The sequence below is a fragment of the Arthrobacter livingstonensis genome, assembly GCF_003219815.1.
GTDB lineage: Bacteria > Actinomycetota > Actinomycetes > Actinomycetales > Micrococcaceae > Specibacter > Specibacter livingstonensis.
Genome location: NZ_QJVD01000002.1, coordinates 178,973 through 193,870, shown reverse-complemented (window position 1 = coordinate 193,870; position 14,898 = coordinate 178,973). Strand labels below are relative to the sequence as shown.

17 protein-coding genes and 1 riboswitch are annotated in these 14,898 nt (G+C 68.0%); of the genes, 11 read left to right on the top strand and 6 right to left on the bottom strand.

Annotated features, from left to right (window positions below):
* Nucleotides 1-73: 73 nt before the first annotated feature.
* A complete protein-coding gene (locus CVV68_RS02890) occupies nt 74-577 on the top strand; it encodes a MarR family winged helix-turn-helix transcriptional regulator (protein WP_110499501.1) in 504 nt (167 codons plus the stop codon).
* Here the strand turns inward: CVV68_RS02890 and CVV68_RS02885 are convergent.
* Nucleotides 574-1,503 carry an NAD-dependent epimerase/dehydratase family protein gene (locus tag CVV68_RS02885; RefSeq protein WP_110499500.1) on the bottom strand — a complete coding sequence of 310 codons (930 nt, stop codon included), beginning with the start codon at nt 1,501-1,503 and terminating at the stop codon, nt 574-576. The two genes, CVV68_RS02890 and CVV68_RS02885, sit on opposite strands and share 4 nt — an antisense overlap.
* Nucleotides 1,504-1,646: 143 nt before the next feature.
* Between CVV68_RS02885 and CVV68_RS02880 the strand changes: the two genes are divergently transcribed.
* Nucleotides 1,647-2,348 carry a TetR/AcrR family transcriptional regulator gene (locus CVV68_RS02880; protein ID WP_110499499.1) on the top strand — a complete coding sequence of 234 codons (702 nt, stop codon included), beginning with the start codon at nt 1,647-1,649 and terminating at the stop codon, nt 2,346-2,348.
* A 77-nt stretch (nt 2,349-2,425) separates the two neighbouring features.
* Here the strand turns inward: CVV68_RS02880 and thiE are convergent, their stop codons facing one another.
* Nucleotides 2,426-3,106 carry a thiamine phosphate synthase gene (thiE, locus tag CVV68_RS02875; RefSeq protein ID WP_110499498.1) on the bottom strand — a complete coding sequence of 227 codons (681 nt, stop codon included), beginning with the start codon at nt 3,104-3,106 and terminating at the stop codon, nt 2,426-2,428.
* A gap of 14 nt (nt 3,107-3,120) precedes the next feature.
* Nucleotides 3,121-3,246, top strand: a riboswitch (TPP riboswitch).
* On the opposite strand from thiE, the gene thiO reads away from it, so the two are divergent.
* From thiO to CVV68_RS02855, 4 genes are all read left to right on the top strand, one after another.
* Nucleotides 3,240-4,511 (top strand): glycine oxidase ThiO, encoded by a 1,272-nt coding sequence (gene thiO / locus CVV68_RS02870; protein ID WP_110499497.1) that lies wholly within the window; start codon nt 3,240-3,242, stop codon nt 4,509-4,511. (Overlaps the previous riboswitch by 7 nt.)
* A complete protein-coding gene (gene thiS, locus CVV68_RS02865) occupies nt 4,508-4,747 on the top strand; it encodes a sulfur carrier protein ThiS (RefSeq protein ID WP_110499496.1) in 240 nt (79 codons plus the stop codon). Before thiO ends, thiS begins: the two co-directional genes overlap by 4 nt.
* A gap of 52 nt (nt 4,748-4,799) precedes the next feature.
* Nucleotides 4,800-5,609, top strand: a complete 810-nt coding sequence (locus CVV68_RS02860; RefSeq protein WP_110499495.1) for a thiazole synthase — start codon at nt 4,800-4,802, stop codon at nt 5,607-5,609.
* Nucleotides 5,610-5,633: 24 nt separating this feature from the next.
* Nucleotides 5,634-6,290 (top strand): VOC family protein, encoded by a 657-nt coding sequence (locus tag CVV68_RS02855; RefSeq protein ID WP_110499494.1) that lies wholly within the window; start codon nt 5,634-5,636, stop codon nt 6,288-6,290.
* Nucleotides 6,291-6,455: 165 nt separating this feature from the next.
* On the opposite strand, the gene CVV68_RS02850 is transcribed toward CVV68_RS02855, so the two are convergent.
* The 3 genes from CVV68_RS02850 to CVV68_RS02840 are packed head-to-tail and all read right to left on the bottom strand — an operon-like array spanning nt 6,456 to nt 7,731.
* On the bottom strand, nt 6,456-6,761 hold the full coding sequence (locus CVV68_RS02850; protein ID WP_110499493.1) for a hypothetical protein: 306 nt from the start codon (nt 6,759-6,761) through the stop codon (nt 6,456-6,458).
* 45 nt (nt 6,762-6,806) lie between these two features.
* Complete coding sequence (locus CVV68_RS02845; protein WP_110499492.1) at nt 6,807-7,031, bottom strand: DUF3107 domain-containing protein; 225 nt, start codon at nt 7,029-7,031, stop codon at nt 6,807-6,809.
* Nucleotides 7,032-7,077: 46 nt separating this feature from the next.
* Nucleotides 7,078-7,731 (bottom strand): TetR/AcrR family transcriptional regulator, encoded by a 654-nt coding sequence (locus tag CVV68_RS02840; RefSeq protein ID WP_110499491.1) that lies wholly within the window; start codon nt 7,729-7,731, stop codon nt 7,078-7,080.
* Nucleotides 7,732-7,842: 111 nt separating this feature from the next.
* On the opposite strand from CVV68_RS02840, the gene moeB reads away from it, so the two are divergent.
* Genes moeB through CVV68_RS02825 form a run of 3 tightly spaced genes read left to right on the top strand, consistent with a single transcriptional unit; the run spans nt 7,843 to nt 10,655 of the window.
* Nucleotides 7,843-9,036, top strand: a complete 1,194-nt coding sequence (gene moeB, locus CVV68_RS02835) for a molybdopterin-synthase adenylyltransferase MoeB (protein WP_110499490.1) — start codon at nt 7,843-7,845, stop codon at nt 9,034-9,036.
* Complete coding sequence (locus CVV68_RS02830) at nt 9,005-9,625, top strand: GNAT family N-acetyltransferase (protein ID WP_245933296.1); 621 nt, start codon at nt 9,005-9,007, stop codon at nt 9,623-9,625. Before moeB ends, CVV68_RS02830 begins: the two co-directional genes overlap by 32 nt.
* Before the next feature lie 43 nt (nt 9,626-9,668).
* Nucleotides 9,669-10,655 (top strand): SDR family NAD(P)-dependent oxidoreductase, encoded by a 987-nt coding sequence (locus CVV68_RS02825; protein WP_110499488.1) that lies wholly within the window; start codon nt 9,669-9,671, stop codon nt 10,653-10,655.
* An 81-nt stretch (nt 10,656-10,736) separates the two neighbouring features.
* Here CVV68_RS02825 and CVV68_RS02820 read toward each other — a convergent pair whose 3' ends face one another.
* On the bottom strand, nt 10,737-12,062 hold the full coding sequence (locus CVV68_RS02820) for a glutamyl-tRNA reductase (protein ID WP_110499487.1): 1,326 nt from the start codon (nt 12,060-12,062) through the stop codon (nt 10,737-10,739).
* A 163-nt stretch (nt 12,063-12,225) separates the two neighbouring features.
* Here CVV68_RS02820 and hemE point away from each other — a divergent pair, with 163 nt between their 5' ends.
* Entirely contained in the window at nt 12,226-13,287 is a 1,062-nt protein-coding gene (gene hemE / locus CVV68_RS02815) for a uroporphyrinogen decarboxylase (RefSeq protein ID WP_110499486.1), read from the top strand.
* Between the two features lie 19 nt (nt 13,288-13,306).
* Nucleotides 13,307-14,857 (top strand): protoporphyrinogen oxidase, encoded by a 1,551-nt coding sequence (hemG, locus tag CVV68_RS02810; protein WP_110499485.1) that lies wholly within the window; start codon nt 13,307-13,309, stop codon nt 14,855-14,857.
* Nucleotides 14,858-14,898 lie beyond the last annotated feature (41 nt).

Genomic DNA, 14,898 nt, shown 5'->3' with positions numbered 1-14,898 from the left:
GCTTCCATGTTATTAAATATTTTACTAGTAAAATAGGTACGAAGCATGTGAGAAGTCTTTCTAGGATGGAACCATGACTGTGGATGTGAGCGGCGACTTTGTTGACCAGGCCCGGGCGGGGTGGAGGCGGGTGCGGCCCGAGCTGGACGTGTCCAGCATTGAGGTCATGGGACGGATTTCCCGCATCGGGGCACTGGCGTCCCAGCGCGTGGAGCGCGATCTTGTGACTGTGGCGGTCTCCCGCGCGGAGTTCGATGTGCTGTGCACGCTTGCCCGCAGCGACCGGCCCCTGCGCGCCAGCGAGGTCACGGCGGCCACCATGCTCAGCGGTGCGTCCACCACCAAGAATGCCGACAAGCTGGCCAGGCGCGGGCTCGTCGAGCGGCTGCCCTGGGAGCGCGACGGCCGGGTGGTGCTCATGCGGCTTACCCCCTTGGGGGAGGAGCTGGTGAACCGCGAGTTCCCACGGTTTCTTGACCGTGACAAGGAGCTGCTCGCCGGGCTGAGTGCGGGGGAGCAGGCCCAGTTGGCCGCGCTATTGCGGAAAGTTTCCGAGAGGGTGGAACCGGCCGCCTAGATCCCGGTGCGCCACCAGTCCACTGTTTCCTTCGCGGCAACGTCCAGAGGGGTGGGGGCCAGGCCCAGGGCCCGTTCACTGGCAGTGGAGTCCATGACGAACGGGTGGACGAACTGGTAGAGCGTCTCCGCAAGGTCCCGTATGCCGGGCGAGAACAGCCCCGCCGCCCGGACCACCCCGGCTGGAATGGTGCCCACCATCGGCGCCGCGAGCCCGGCCACCGAAGCGAAGATGCCGGCGAGCTCACGCTGGGTTGGCGCCGGGTTTGTCGGTGCATGCAGCACGGAGTTCCACAGCTCCGGCAGGGTGGCGGCCCTGACCATTGCAGCCGCCAGGTCGGGAACGTAGGTGAAGGAATGGGGTGTGTCGGCACGGGCAATGACGGAAACCCGCTTGCCGGCAAGTATGAGGGGGACCATGCGCTCACCGGCGTGGGCGTTGCGCGCCTGCGGTCCAAAGAAGTCGGAGGCGACCACGCTGACGGTTGGTGTTTCCGATTCGGCTCGGGCCTTCAGCAGCTCCGTGCGGACGCCGCGCTTTCCGGTGGAGGCAGCGCGCGGGCTGTCCTCGACCATGAGCTGCTCCGGCGCGCTGTAGGAGTAGAGGCTCTCCGGGAACACGACGACGGCACCGACCGCGCCGGCCGCCTGCAGGACCGTGCGTTCCGCCACGGGCAGTTCGCGGCGCCAGACGTCCGCGTTGTATTTGGAACCGTGAATGCAGTGGAACACGGCATCGGCGTCCGCCATGGCCGCCCGAAAAGCCTCCGGCTGGCTGGCGTCCACGCGGCGGCATTCGATCAGTTCATGCTCTGGGCCGGATCCCGATCGGGTGAGGATCCTGACCCGGTGCCCGGCGTCGGCAAGCTGGGTGGCAACCGTCCAGCCCACCGGCCCCGCGCCGGTGACGATTTTGACGTTGTTCATGGTGATTTCCGTTCCTTGTGACAATGACCAGGCCAATTTGAGAGCAATGCTCTCTGCGTCAAGTGTGGAACTGTGGGGTGCTTAAGTCAAGAGCAGTGCTCACTAAAGTTGACGTCGCTCTCGGATTGCCCGAGACTCAAGGAATGACGCAAACACCCAGGGAGCGCGCCAGGGCGCAAACCATGCAGGAGATCATCCGCATTGGGCGCGGCCACCTGGCCGTTCATGGGGCCGCGGGGTTGTCGCTGCGAGCAGTCGCGCGGGACTTGGGCGTGGTCTCCTCGGCCGTCTACCGGTACGTGAAAAACCGCGATGAACTGCTGACCTTGTTGGTGGTGGATGGCTATAACGCGCTGGGGGATGCCGTGGACCGGGCCGTGGAGGCGGTTCCCGTGGACGACTTACCCGCGCAATTCCGGGCTCTGGGCCGGGCTGTGCGGACCTGGGCGCTGGCTGAGCCCGCCCGCTATGGCCTGCTTTTTGGCTCACCTGTGCCGGGGTATCAGGCGCCGGCGGAACAGACCACGGGACCCGGAACCAGGATGATCGGCCAGCTGGTGGGGATCTTTGCAGCTGCGCGCAAGGCTGGGACCCTGAAGGAGGATGGGATGGGCAGCGTCCCCGCAGGCTCGGGGTTGTCGGCGGACTTCGAGTCCATCCGCAACGAAATGGACCTGACGTTGCCTGACGGCGTCCTGGCCCGCGGCGTCCTGGTCTGGGCGGCGCTGTTTGGTGCCGTGAATTTCGAGGTGTTTGGGCAGTACGGCGCCTCAACGTTCAGCGACGCGGGCGCCCTTTTCGAGGTGCAGCTGGACGTCCTTGCAGGGGTTGCCGGACTGGCCTAAGCCGGCGGCGTGCCAGGCCGGCGGCGGCGTGTGAAATTTCATACGCCCCCGTCAGCCTGGCAAGCCGTCGCCCGCCGCTACCCCAGCGAGGGAAGGCGGGAGAGCAATTCCCGGGCGGCCGCCGTCGGATCTTCGGCATCGGTGACGGCCCGTACCACCACAATCCGGGACGCTCCTGCGGCCACCACCGCATCCACATTGGACAAATCCACCCCGCCGATGGCGAACCACGGCGTGGTTGTTCCCAGCGAGGCGGCATGTTCCACGAGTTCAAGCCCGACGGCGGCTCGGCCCGGTTTGGTGGGCGTTGCCCAGAGCGGCCCAACGCAAAAGTAATCGGCCAAGGGATCCGCAGCGGCCGCCGCAGCCTGCGCCGGGTCGTGGCTGGAGAGCCCGAGGGCCACGGACGGCCCCACCAGGGACCGCGCGGCCGGCAGCGGCAGGTCCTTTTGGCCTACGTGAAACACGGGCGCGCCGCTCAGCTGGGCGATGTCCGCGCGGTCGTTCACGGCCCACAGCTTGCCGAATTCCTCCGCCACGTTCCGCAGCACGGCCAGCAGAATAAGTTCCTCCGCGGCTTCCAGCGATTTGTCGCGCAGCTGGATGATGTCCACCCCGCCGGCGTACGCAGCCCGCAAAAAATCGGCAAAATCGCCGCGTTCCCTGCGGGCATCGGTGCACACGTACAGCCGCGCATCGCCAATGGACGGGGCGGGTGCAATGGTCGTGGCGTCATGGGTGACGGAAGGCAGGCTCATGTCTCATAGACTAGTTCAGTACCGCGGGAGCCAGACAAGCTGGCTGAGAGGGCGCACGCATGTGCCGACCGAAAGGCGCCCCACCGGGCGTGGAACCTGATCCGGCTCATACCGGCGTAGGGAAGGAGACACAATGGCACGCACCGTGCCCACATCAAACACCGTGCCCACTTCAAATACTGTGCCGGAAACCATCACCACCGACGTGGCCGTCATCGGCGGCGGGATCGTGGGCCTGGGCATCGCCTGGGAGGCCCAGTGCAGCGGCCGCGACGTCACCGTCATCGATCCCGCGCCGGCCACCGGCGCCACCTTTGCAGCGGCCGGCATGCTGGCCCCGGTCAGTGAACTCCACTACCAGGAAGAGGACCTCCTGGAGCTGACGCTGGCCTCCGCGGCGCGCTGGCCGGAATTCGTCGCCCCGCTCATTGCGGCCGGCCATGCCGACACCGGATTCCGAACGACGCCGACCCTCGTGCTGGGTGCCGACGCCGCGGACCGCGCGGCGCTGGCCGATCTCCGGGAAGTCCAGCTCAGGCATGGGCTCGACGTGGAGCAGCTCACCATCCGCCAGGCCCGCGCCGCCGAGCCGCTGGTGGGCCCGTACATTTCCTGCGCCTACCGCATTGCCCAGGACCACCAGGTGGACCCGCGCGGCGTCGCAACCGCCATCCGCGTCCAGCTCAACTTAGTGTCGGCGGAGCGGGGGCGGCTGCGCGAGGAGCAGACGTCCATCCGCCGCAACGCCGTCCGCCTGCTTCACGCGGACCCGGGCAACACGCACTCCCGGGTGACCGGCGTCGTCCTGGCGGACGGGCGGGAAGTGCACGCCCGCGAGGTGGTGGTGGCCAACGGACTCGGTGCCCCGCAGCTGGCCGGGCTGCCTGAAGGACTGGTGCTGCCTGTCCGCCCAGTCTTCGGCGACATCCTGCGCCTGCGCGTCCCCGGCCATTTGCAGCCGCTGGCCACCGCCACCCTCCGCGGCCTGGTGCGTGGGGTGCCCGTCTACATCGTGCCCCGCAACGACAACACCGTGGTCATCGGCGCCACCAGCCGCGAGGATGGTTCCGGTGGCGTCAGCGCCGGGGGAGTGCACCAGCTGCTGCGCGACGCCCAGGTGCTGGTACCCGCCGTCGCCGAACTTGAGCTGATTGAAACAACGGCCCGCGCGCGCCCCGGCACCCCGGACAACGCCCCGCTGCTGGGCCGGGTTGCGGACGGCGCCGGGCGCGACATTCCCGGACTCATCATCGCCACCGGCTTCTTCCGCCACGGCGTGCTGCTGACCGCCATCGCCGCCCACACCACCCGCCAATTGCTCGGCGACATCACGGACCTGGCCTGGGAACGCTTCCGGCCGGACAGGTTTTCACCGGCACTCAACCCCCGCAAGGAGACACCATGAGCACCATCCGACTCAACGGCGCCGCCGCGCCCCTGGCAGCCGGCACCACCGTCGCCGATCTTGTCACGGCCGTGACCGGGCGCGCCATCCTCGCCACGGGACAGCCCGCGGACGGCGGCCGCATCGGCGTAGCCGTGGCCCGCAATGCGGACATCGTGCCGCGCAGCCAGTGGTCGCTGACCGCGGTTGAAACCGACGACGACGTCGAGATCGTCACCGCTGTCCAGGGCGGATAGGCCCCGTCCGCGTCAACCACAACCCCAAGATTCCTGCAGAGAGTGAAACACCATGACTGAAACCATTACCACCACCGATGCTCTGGTCATTGACGGCGTGGCCCTCGGCTCCCGGCTGATCATGGGCACCGGCGGGGCACCCAGCCTGGACGGACTCGGGGCTGCCCTGGTGGCCTCAGGCACCGAGCTGACCACCGTGGCCATGCGCAGATACGCCGCGGGCAATGGTGGCGGCGGCGGAGACGCCGGCACCAGCCTTTTTGGACTCCTGCTGGAGAACAACATCCGCGTCCTGCCCAACACGGCCGGCTGCTTCACCGCCCGCGAGGCCGTCATGACTGCGGAACTGGCCCGGGAAGCACTGGAAACCGACTGGGTGAAGCTGGAAGTCATCGCCGACGAACACACCCTGTTGCCGGACGCCGTCGAACTCGTTGAGGCCACCGAACAGCTGGTAAACCGCGGCTTCAAGGTGTTCGCCTACACCAACGACGACCCGGTCCTGGCGCTGCGCCTGGAGCAGCTGGGCGCCGCCGCCGTCATGCCGCTGGGCGCCCCGATCGGCACCGGGCTGGGCATCCTGAACCCGCACAACATCGAACTGATCGTCTCCCGGGCGGGTGTCCCCGTGGTGCTCGACGCCGGGATCGGCACCGCCTCCGACGCCGCCCTGGCCATGGAGCTGGGCTGCGACGCCGTGCTGCTGGCCACCGCCGTTACGCGCGCACAGGATCCGGTGCGCATGGCGGAGGCCTTCAAACACGCCGTGATCGGTGGCAGACTGGCAGCACAAGCGGGACGCATTCCCAAGCGGGCGCATGCCTTGGCTTCGTCGGCCATGGAGGGGCGCCCGGACCTGTAAACCGGCAACTCGAAGGAGCCTTCCATGGCTGCGAAAGATGTTTTGACCAGGGACCAAATCAACGCGGAACTGGCGGCGCTGCCGGACTGGAGGTTCCGTCTGGGCGGGCTGGCGGCGGCACTGAAGTGCCCGACGTCGGCCGCGGCCCTGGATTTGTTTGCCGCCATTGGGGCGCTGGCGCAGGAAGCCAACCACCATCCCGACGTGGACTGGCGCTACGACACCTTGTTCGTGACGCTGACCTCGCACGACGCCGGCTCCAAGGTGACGGCGCGGGACGCGGCCCTGGCGAAAGCCATCTCCACGGCGGCACGGGAGGTCGGGGCCGTGGCACATCCGGAGCTGCTGCGGTCTGTTGAAATTGCCCTGGATTCCGCCGATTTTGCGGCCGTGGCGCCCGTCTGGGCGGCAGCGCTGGGGTACAAGGCGGGGGAGTCGGATGATTTGCGGGACCCCTCGGGCCGGCTGCCGACGCTGTGGTTCCAGCAAACGGAGACTCCCAACGCCAACCGCTTCCACTTTGACATCCATGTCCCCGCCAGCGAGGCGCAGGGCGTGCTCGCGGAACTGGCAGCCGCCGGGGCGACGCTGGACCGCTCGAGCGAACCGGCATTTGTGATCGCCACCGACCCGCAGGGCAACAAGCTGTGCATCTGCACCGAGGAAGGGCGGGATGCCTAAAACCCGTTGCGCCTGCGCTGGACCCGCCACGGGTTTGGCGCAGGAGCAACCGGGCGCAGAATTGGCCACCGGTCCTGCGCATGGTTAAAGTCCAGCGGTGCGCCACTTCGTCAAGTGGCGCACCGCTGAGGGCCAACCGTGCGCAGGCGCGGACAGGAATCCGGACTAATGCATGGCCAGAATCTGATTAGTCCGCTCAATCTGGCGGGCGTGCCGGGTGCGGCCGACGAAACCGGCCACCGCCCAGGCCACCGCGCCGCCCACCGCCATGGACAGGATCCACGGGATCCACGCCGTGGCGGGAGAGTTGTTCAGGCCGACAGCCATCGTGACCATCCAAACCACCAGGGACGCGGCCACGGCAGCGCCGGCGGGAAGAAGCGCCCCGAAGGTTGACCGGTACTTGTCCACGCCCCACGCAATGGCGCCAAAGCCACCGGCCGTCAACGCGACAATGACCAATGCGACCATGAAATTTCCTCTCCCCGTGCTGTCCGAATGGTTCGTGCCTGCTCCTTAGAGCGCGCCGAACCCCACCCGGCGGGCTTCTTCGGCGCCCAGTTCAACGTATCCCAGGGCACTGCCGGGAACAATGATGATGCGGCCCTTCTCATCCTTGAGCCGCAGCTCGGTTCCCTTGGCCAGTGCCTCGGAAACCTGCGTGGCGATGTCGTCCGCAGCCTGGTCCGTCTCAAGGACGATTTCGCGGGCGATGTTCTGGATGCCGATCTTGATTTCCACAGGTGTCTCCTCGGTGCAAAAGTCCAAAATACAAGTACAAGCAACTCTATGCGGCGGGGCCGTGTGATTCCTTGGGAAAACGGCTAATTCCGCGCCAAGCTAAACGGTACACAAGATCGCTGGCCACCTCGAGGTCCAGATCGCCGTTCGCCTCCAGCCAGTAGCGGGCACTGACCTGGGCCATGCCGGCCAGTGCCCGTCCCAGCAGGGTGGCCTCCAACTGGCCCAGCATGGTGTCTTCGGCAATGACGGCACCCAGGGCGTCGGCAAACTCCGAGTTGAACTTCTCCAGGCGCAGGGCCACGTCGTGGTCGTTGACCAGGTCGGATTCAAAAACGAGCCGGTACGCCTGGTCGTCGTTGGCCACAAACTGGAAGTACGCCTTCATGGTGGCCTGCACGCGCAGCTTGTTGTCCGTGGTGGAGTTCAGGGCGGCCAGCAGCATTTGTGTCAGTTTGGCCAGGTGGCTGTCCAGCAGGGCAACGTACAGTTCCCGCTTGCTCGGAAAATGCTGGTACAGCACGGGCTTGCTGACCTTGGCGGCTTCGGCGATTTCATCCATCGCGGCACCGTGGTAACCGTTGGTCACGAACACTTCAAGGGCGGAGACCAGCAACTGGGCCCGGCGCTCGTCGCGTGGCAGGCGGGCCAGAGGGGCACGGCGTGGGGATCCTTCCCCGGTACGGGATTCCGAAGTCATGGTGCGTGCCTTTCACTCAAGTCCGGCCATTGTTGCCTCACGGCCGTGGCTAGTGTCATTGTACCCGGCGGTAATAACCCAAACGCCGCAGGCCGGGCTAGATTGTTAACCATGGTTTCCCTGATCGCGCCCCTGGCCACTCAACGCCCGCAGCAGCTGCCTGCCCTGGTGGAGCCGGGACCGCCCATGGGCGCCGAGGAGCTGGAGCGGTATTCCCGCCACGCGCTGATCCCCGAGATCGGGCTGGAGGGACAGCGGCGGCTGCGCAACGCCAAGGTCCTGGTCATTGGTGCCGGCGGCCTGGGCTCCCCGGCGCTGTTGTATTTGGCCGCCGCCGGTGTGGGCACGCTGGGCATCATCGACGACGACACAGTGGAACTGAGCAACCTCCAGCGCCAGGTGATCCACGGGGTGGCGGACATCGGCCGCACCAAGCTGGAGTCCGCCCGGGATTCCATCGTGGCCATCAATCCGGGCGTCAAGGTCGTGTTGCACCAGCTCCGGCTGGACTCCTCCAACGCGCTGGAGCTGTTCAGCGGCTACGACGTCATCCTGGACGGCGCTGACAACTTTTCGACCCGCTACCTGGTCAATGACGCGGCCGCCATGTTGGGAAAGCCGTACGTGTGGGGTTCCATCCTCCGCTTTGACGGACAGGTCAGCGTGTTCTGGGACAAGTTTGGCCCCAACTACCGCGACCTCTACCCGGAACCGCCAGCCCCCGGCACCGTACCGTCCTGTGCCGAGGGCGGAGTTTTTGGCATGCTGTGTGCGTCCATTGGCGCCATGATGGTCACCGAGGCGGTCAAGCTCATCACCGGAATCGGCCAGACGCTGCTGGGAAGGCTGTTGATCTTCGATGCCCTGTCCTCCCGCTGGCGCGAAATCCGCATCGCCAGGGACCCGGAGGCGGCGCCCATCACCGAGCTGATCGACTATGACTTTTTCTGCGGCATCGTCCCGCCCGCTGATCCCGCGCACGACGCCGGTCTCATCACCGTGCCCCAACTCGCCACCCGGCTGGTGAACCGGGAGCGCGGGGCGGAGGACTTTGTGCTGGTGGACGTGCGCGAACCGGTGGAATTTGAGATCTCCCGGATCCCCGGTTCCGTGCTCATTCCGCTCGCCGGCATCAAGGACGGCTCGGCCCTGGCGCAGATTCCCCGGGACGTGCCGCTGGTGCTGCACTGCAAGTCCGGTGGCCGCTCGGCCCAGGCGCTGGCGAGCCTGCAGGCGGCAGGCTATGCCGACGTCGTCCATCTGGAGGGCGGGATTGACGCCTGGAACAGGCTGGACGGCCGCTAGCGCCGCCATGTTTGCCCGGAAGCCAACACTGCAAGGGACCCGCTGTGTCCTGCGGCCGTTCAGCCCCGAGGACCTCCCCGCCCTGGGTGGCATTCTTGCCGATCCCGAGGTGCTCCGGCTGACGGGAAGCGTGCACAGCAGTGCCGCGGCCGCCGCTGCATCCCCGGTGCTGGACGCGGCCACCCGGGAGTGGTACTTGAGCCGGAACGCCCGGACGGACCGGTTGGACCTGGCGATCGTTGATGCTGCGGGCGGCGAATGCGTGGGCGAGGTGGTGCTGAACGAACTCCGTGGCGACGACTCCTGCAACTTCCGCATCCTGGTGGGGCCGCGCGGGCGCGGGCGGGGCATCGGCAGCGAAGCGACCCGGATGATGCTCGATTACGCCTTCTCCGCCACCACTCTCAACCGGATTGAGCTGGAGGTCTTCGGCTTCAACCCGCGGGCGCGCCACGTGTATGGGAAGGCCGGGTTCGTCCTGGAAGGGTGGAAGCGGGCCGCGTTGAAATTTGATGGAAGGTACGTGGACTCCGCCATGATGGCGGTCCTGCGCGGGGATTGGGACGCCATTCACGGCCCGCAGGTGTAAATTTCCTCTAAGGGAACAACCACCCACCATCGAGGGATGCATCATGGCCCGCCAGGCACAGCAACACACACCGCAGCAGCCCATCACATCCGGGTTCGGGCACGGCACCACCGCCGCGCAGGTCCTTGAGGGCGCGGACCTGTCCGGCTGCGAGGCCATCGTCACCGGCGGCTATTCCGGCCTGGGCCTGGAAACCGTGCGGGCGCTGGTCGGGGCCGGAGTGCGGGTGACCGTTCCGGCACGCCGGCCCGACCATGCCGGGGAAGTCCTGGCGGCGGCCGGGCTCGGCGCGGTGAACGTCCAGGCGATGGACCTGGGCGAGCTCGGCAGTGTCCGGGCCTTTGCCCGGGCCTACCTCGAGTCAGGGCGGGGGCTGGACATTCTCATCAACAACGCTGCCATCATGGCCTGCCCGGAAACCAGGGTCGGTCCCGGCTGGGAGGCCCAGTTCGCCACAAACCACCTGGGCCATTTCACGCTGGCCAACGAGCTCTGGCCCGTCCTGGCCGACGGCGGTGCCCGCGTGGTTGCACTCTCATCCACCGGGCACAAGCTCTCCGGCATCCACTTCGAGGACCTCCAGTTCACCGCCGGCTACGACAAATGGCAGGCCTACGGCCAGGCCAAAACAGCCGACAGCCTCTTCGCCGTCGAACTCGACCGGCGGGGCCGGGACCACGGGGTGCGTGCCTTCGCTGTCCATCCCGGCGGCATCATGACCGAGCTGCAAAGGCACCTGCCGCGTGAGGAAATGGTCGCCGCCGGCTGGATGGATGGCTCCGGCACGGTTCGTGAAGGCTTCAAGACGCCGGAACAGGGAGCGGCAACCTCGGTGTGGGCGGCAACATCCCCGCAGCTGGACGGCATGGGTGGCGTGTACTGCGAGGACTGCGACATCGCCCTGCCCACCGACGCGTCGTCGCCACTGGCCCGCTTTGCCGGCGTGGATGCGCATGCGGTCGATCCAGAAAGTGCCGCCAGGCTGTGGGATGTCTCCGCCGAGCTGACGGGGGCCAACGCCTTCGCCTAGGCTGGCCGGCGCGGGCTGGCGGGTCTTGCGACGTGGGCGCTCGGTTGAGGCTGCGCGGCCGTCAGGGGACCGGCGGTTGGCTTAAGCGGTGGCTTCCCGGCCGCCGGCTGCATCTGCGCCCAGCTTCGATTCGGCAACGGCACCCAGCGCGGCCGGTTCCACCTTGAGTCCGTAGAGGGCATCGAGTGCGGCCAGGTAGCTCCCGGCGTCGCCCGCGGCAGCCAGTTCCTTGGCACGGACAGTGGGCACGTGCAGCAGCTGCTTGACCATGCGCCGCATGGCAAACTCCACCTCGGCGGTGGCCGCCGTGCAGCCGTGCTGCTGGCGGATCTTGGCAATCTCGTCATCGAGCACCGCCATGGTGTGCCGTCGCAGGGCGACGATGGCGTGGTCCAGGGAGCGGGCGTTCTGGGCCTGCTCAAAGTTCAGTGCGGCGTCGGCCACCAGCGTTGCGGCCTCCACGAGAGTGGCGGACTGCTCAGCGGGCGCCGCCTGGCGCACCGTTTCCAGCGTCAGCAGGTCCACGCCCGGGAGGTCGGCAATGTCGGGGGCAAAGTCGTGGGTCAGTGCCAGGTCAATGACCGTCAGCTGGCCGGAGCCGGCGTGGCGCAGCTGTGCAATGTCCGCTGCGGCGACCTGGCGGTCCGTCCCGCTGCAGCCCACCAGAAGCTGTGCGCGGGCCAGCGCCTGCGGCAGGCTCTCCCCGCTCAGCGCCGTCCCGCCGCGGGAGGCAACGAAGGTCTCTGCGCGGCCGGAGGAGGAGTACACGCTGATGTCCGTGCAGCCGCGCTGGGCCAGCTGCGCCATGGCGGCGCCGGCATAGGCGCCCGTGCCAAACAGCACTGCCGTCTTTCCGGCCAGGGAGGGAACGTCCTGCAGTTCGGCTGCCAGGTCCAGCGCCACGGACACAATGGACATGCCCCGGCGTCCCAGTGCGGTCTGAGCACCAACATACTTGGCGGTTTTGGAGGCGGCCTGGAACAAGCGGACCAGGGCAGGTGTGCTGACTCCGGCTTCCTGGGCCGAGCTCAGGGCGCGGCGCACCTGTCCGGCAATTTCACGTTCCCCCACCACCGCCGATTCCAGCCCGGTGCTGACGGCGAAAAGGTGGCGGGGAACCGCCGGGCCCTGCTGGGTTGCCAGGGCGTTGGAGACCTGGGGTTCGGTGAGCCCGGTGCGGGCGCTGACGGCGGCAACAATGCTGCTGCGGGCGGATTCAACTTCCTCCGCGGTGCGTGCCTGGGCATAAAGCTCGTAGCGGTTGCAGGTGGCCAAGGTGACCATGCCCACCACGTCATTGTCGCCGGCCACGACGTCGGCACTGACCTCGGCCGCGCCGGCGCTGAGGCGGGCCACGGTTTCGAGGTCAAGGTTTGAGTGCGAGGCAACTAAGGAAAAGAGAACCACAATTCCTCAATGGTAGACCTTTAACAACGGGACTTAGGGACATGTTGGCCCCATTCGTCAGCAAAGCCCTGTGATGCTCCTTACCGCCGCTTTCCTTTCCGCCCCCTATACGGCGACAAGTTGTGCACGAAGGACTCACGGATTCCCTCTGTAGGGTGGTGCCATGACACTGAGCCCAAGCCACCCCCTGATGGATGGCCGCACCGCCAATTCCCCGCTGATCACCGCCTATCGCGGCGGCAAGCCTGGCCGCCGGCCCGTCTGGTTCATGCGCCAGGCCGGACGCTCCCTGCCCGAATACCGCGAACTGCGCGTGGGCACCACCATGCTTGAGTCCTGCCTCAAGCCGGCCATGGCAGCCGAAATCACCCTGCAGCCCGTGCGCCGCCACGACGTGGACGCCGCCATCTTTTTCTCCGACATCGTCATCCCGCTGAAGCTGGCCGGCGTCGGCGTGGACATTGTCCCCGGAGTCGGCCCCGTGCTGGACCACCCCGTCCGCACCGCCGAGGACGTGGCCAACCTTCCGGAGCTGACGGACGAGTCCCTTGACCCCATCCGCGAGGCCGTTGCATTGACGGTGCAGGAGCTGGGCAGCACCCCGCTCATCGGCTTCGCCGGCGCACCGTTCACCGTGGCCGCCTACATGGTGGAGGGCCGCCCTTCCCGTGACCACCTGGGCCCGCGCACCATGATGCACGCCGACCCCGACGTCTGGGCCGCCCTCATGAACTGGGCTGCGGACGCCTCCGGCAGGTTCCTGCGCGCCCAGGTCGAGGCCGGCGCCAGCGCCGCCCAGCTGTTCGATTCCTGGGCAGGGTCGCTGGGACTGGACGACTACACCGAACACGTGGCCCCGGCATCGTCCCGTGCGCTGGACCACGTCCGGGACCTGGGCGTGCCGCTGATCCACTTCGGCACCGGCACCTCGGAGCTGCTCGGCGCCATGCTGAATGTGGGCGTGGACGTCATGGGGGTGGACTACCGGCTGCCGCTGGACGAGGCGAACCGCCGGCTCGGCGGGCGCGTGCCGCTGCAGGGCAACATCGACCCCGCACTGCTGAGCGCCCCGTGGTCCGTGCTGGAGGCACACGTCAGGGACGTCATTGCCGCCGGCGCCTCGGCCCCCGCGCACGTGCTGAACCTGGGCCACGGCGTGCCCCCGGACACCGACCCGGCCGTGCTGACCCGCGTGGTTGAATTGATTCACTCGATCGAACCGTAAGGTTACGGCAAGGAGAGCCATGGACCAGAACAAGCACTCCCCGCGGGCCCACCGTACGCCCACGGTCCCCGCCGCCAAGCGCGCCGCGGTGGTGGGTGGCGGAATTTCCGGACTACTCGCGGCCATGGACCTCCAGGCTGCCGGCTGGCAGGTGGGCGTGTACGACGCCGCTGCCTCCTGGGGCGGCTGCGTGGGCGTTCATGAGGTGGCCGGGGTGGTGCTGGACAGCGGGGCTGAATCGTTCGCCACGCGAAGCACCGCAGTGGCGGACCTTGCCGCGGAACTGGGCTTGGGGGAGCGGATAGTGGCCCCGGACCCCGCCGGTGCCTGGGTCTGGCTGCCGGAAGGGCCCGTGCCGCTGCCGAGGACAGGCATTCTGGGCATCCCCTCGGACCTGCACGCCCCGGAGGTGCGCGAGGCGCTGGGCGCCTCCGGCGTCCTGCGCGCCGCCCTCGATGCAAAAATGCCCGTGTCAGTGGGCACCACCGAGGCGCAATGCAGCCTGGCCGAGCTGGTCCGCGCCCGCATGGGCAGACGTGTCCTGGAACGGCTGGTGGCGCCCGTGGTGGCCGGTGTGCACTCCGCGGACCCGGAGGTCCTGGACGTGGACATGGTGGCGCCCGGGCTGCGGGCCGGCATCCGCGAACACGGGTCCCTGGCCGCCGCGGTGGCCGCGCAGCGCTCCGCCAAGGGGCAGTCCGGCAGCAAGCCGGGATCCGCCGTGGGCGGGCTGTCCGGCGGCATGCATACCCTGGCCGCCGCCCTCGTGGCACGCCTGCGGGAGACGGGCGCGGCGCTGCACGCGGGGCACGCCGTCACCGCCATCCATCGCACGCCTGTTGCTGCGCGGGGCGGCGGCCGGGACGACGCCGGAGCACCCTCCCGCTGGACCGTCGACTGGGTGGCCGGTGCGGACTCCGGCAGCGAAAGCGTGGACCTGCTGGTGGTGGCCACCGACGGCCCCACCGCCGTGAAACTCCTGACCCCGGAATTGCCCGAACTGCTGCCCTTTGCCCCGGCGCCCGGACCGGACATCCGCCTGGTGACGCTGGTGGTCGACGTGCCCGAACTTGATTCCAAGCCGCGCGGCACGGGCGTTCTGGTGGCCCCGCAGGTCGAGGGCATCACGGCCAAGGCACTTACCCACGCCACGGCCAAATGGGAGTGGCTGGCCGATTCCACCGGGCCCGGCACCCACGTCCTTCGGCTTTCCTACGGCCGCGCCGGCGTTGCCGCGGCGGACGCCGTCCGCCTGACCCCCCGGCCCGTGAAGGATGAGGACCTGGTGGCCACGGCGCTTGCCGACGCCACAAAACTGCTGGGCGTGGCCGTCACGGAGGCCGACGTCCTGGGTGCAGACATTGTCCGATGGAAGGGCGCACTGCCGTTTGCCGCCGTCGGGCACCAGGCCAAGATGGCGCATATCCATGCCCTGGCCCAAAAGCACCACGGGCTGGTGCTGACGGGCGGCTGGATGTCCGGCAACGGGTTGGCCGCAGTGGTGGCCGGCACCCGCCGGCAGCTCCGCGCCGTCGTGGATGCGGCGGCGGACGGCCTGCCGCAAAGGTGACGTTGCCCACTTTCTACGCCGTGTAGAGAACTTGGGTTTCA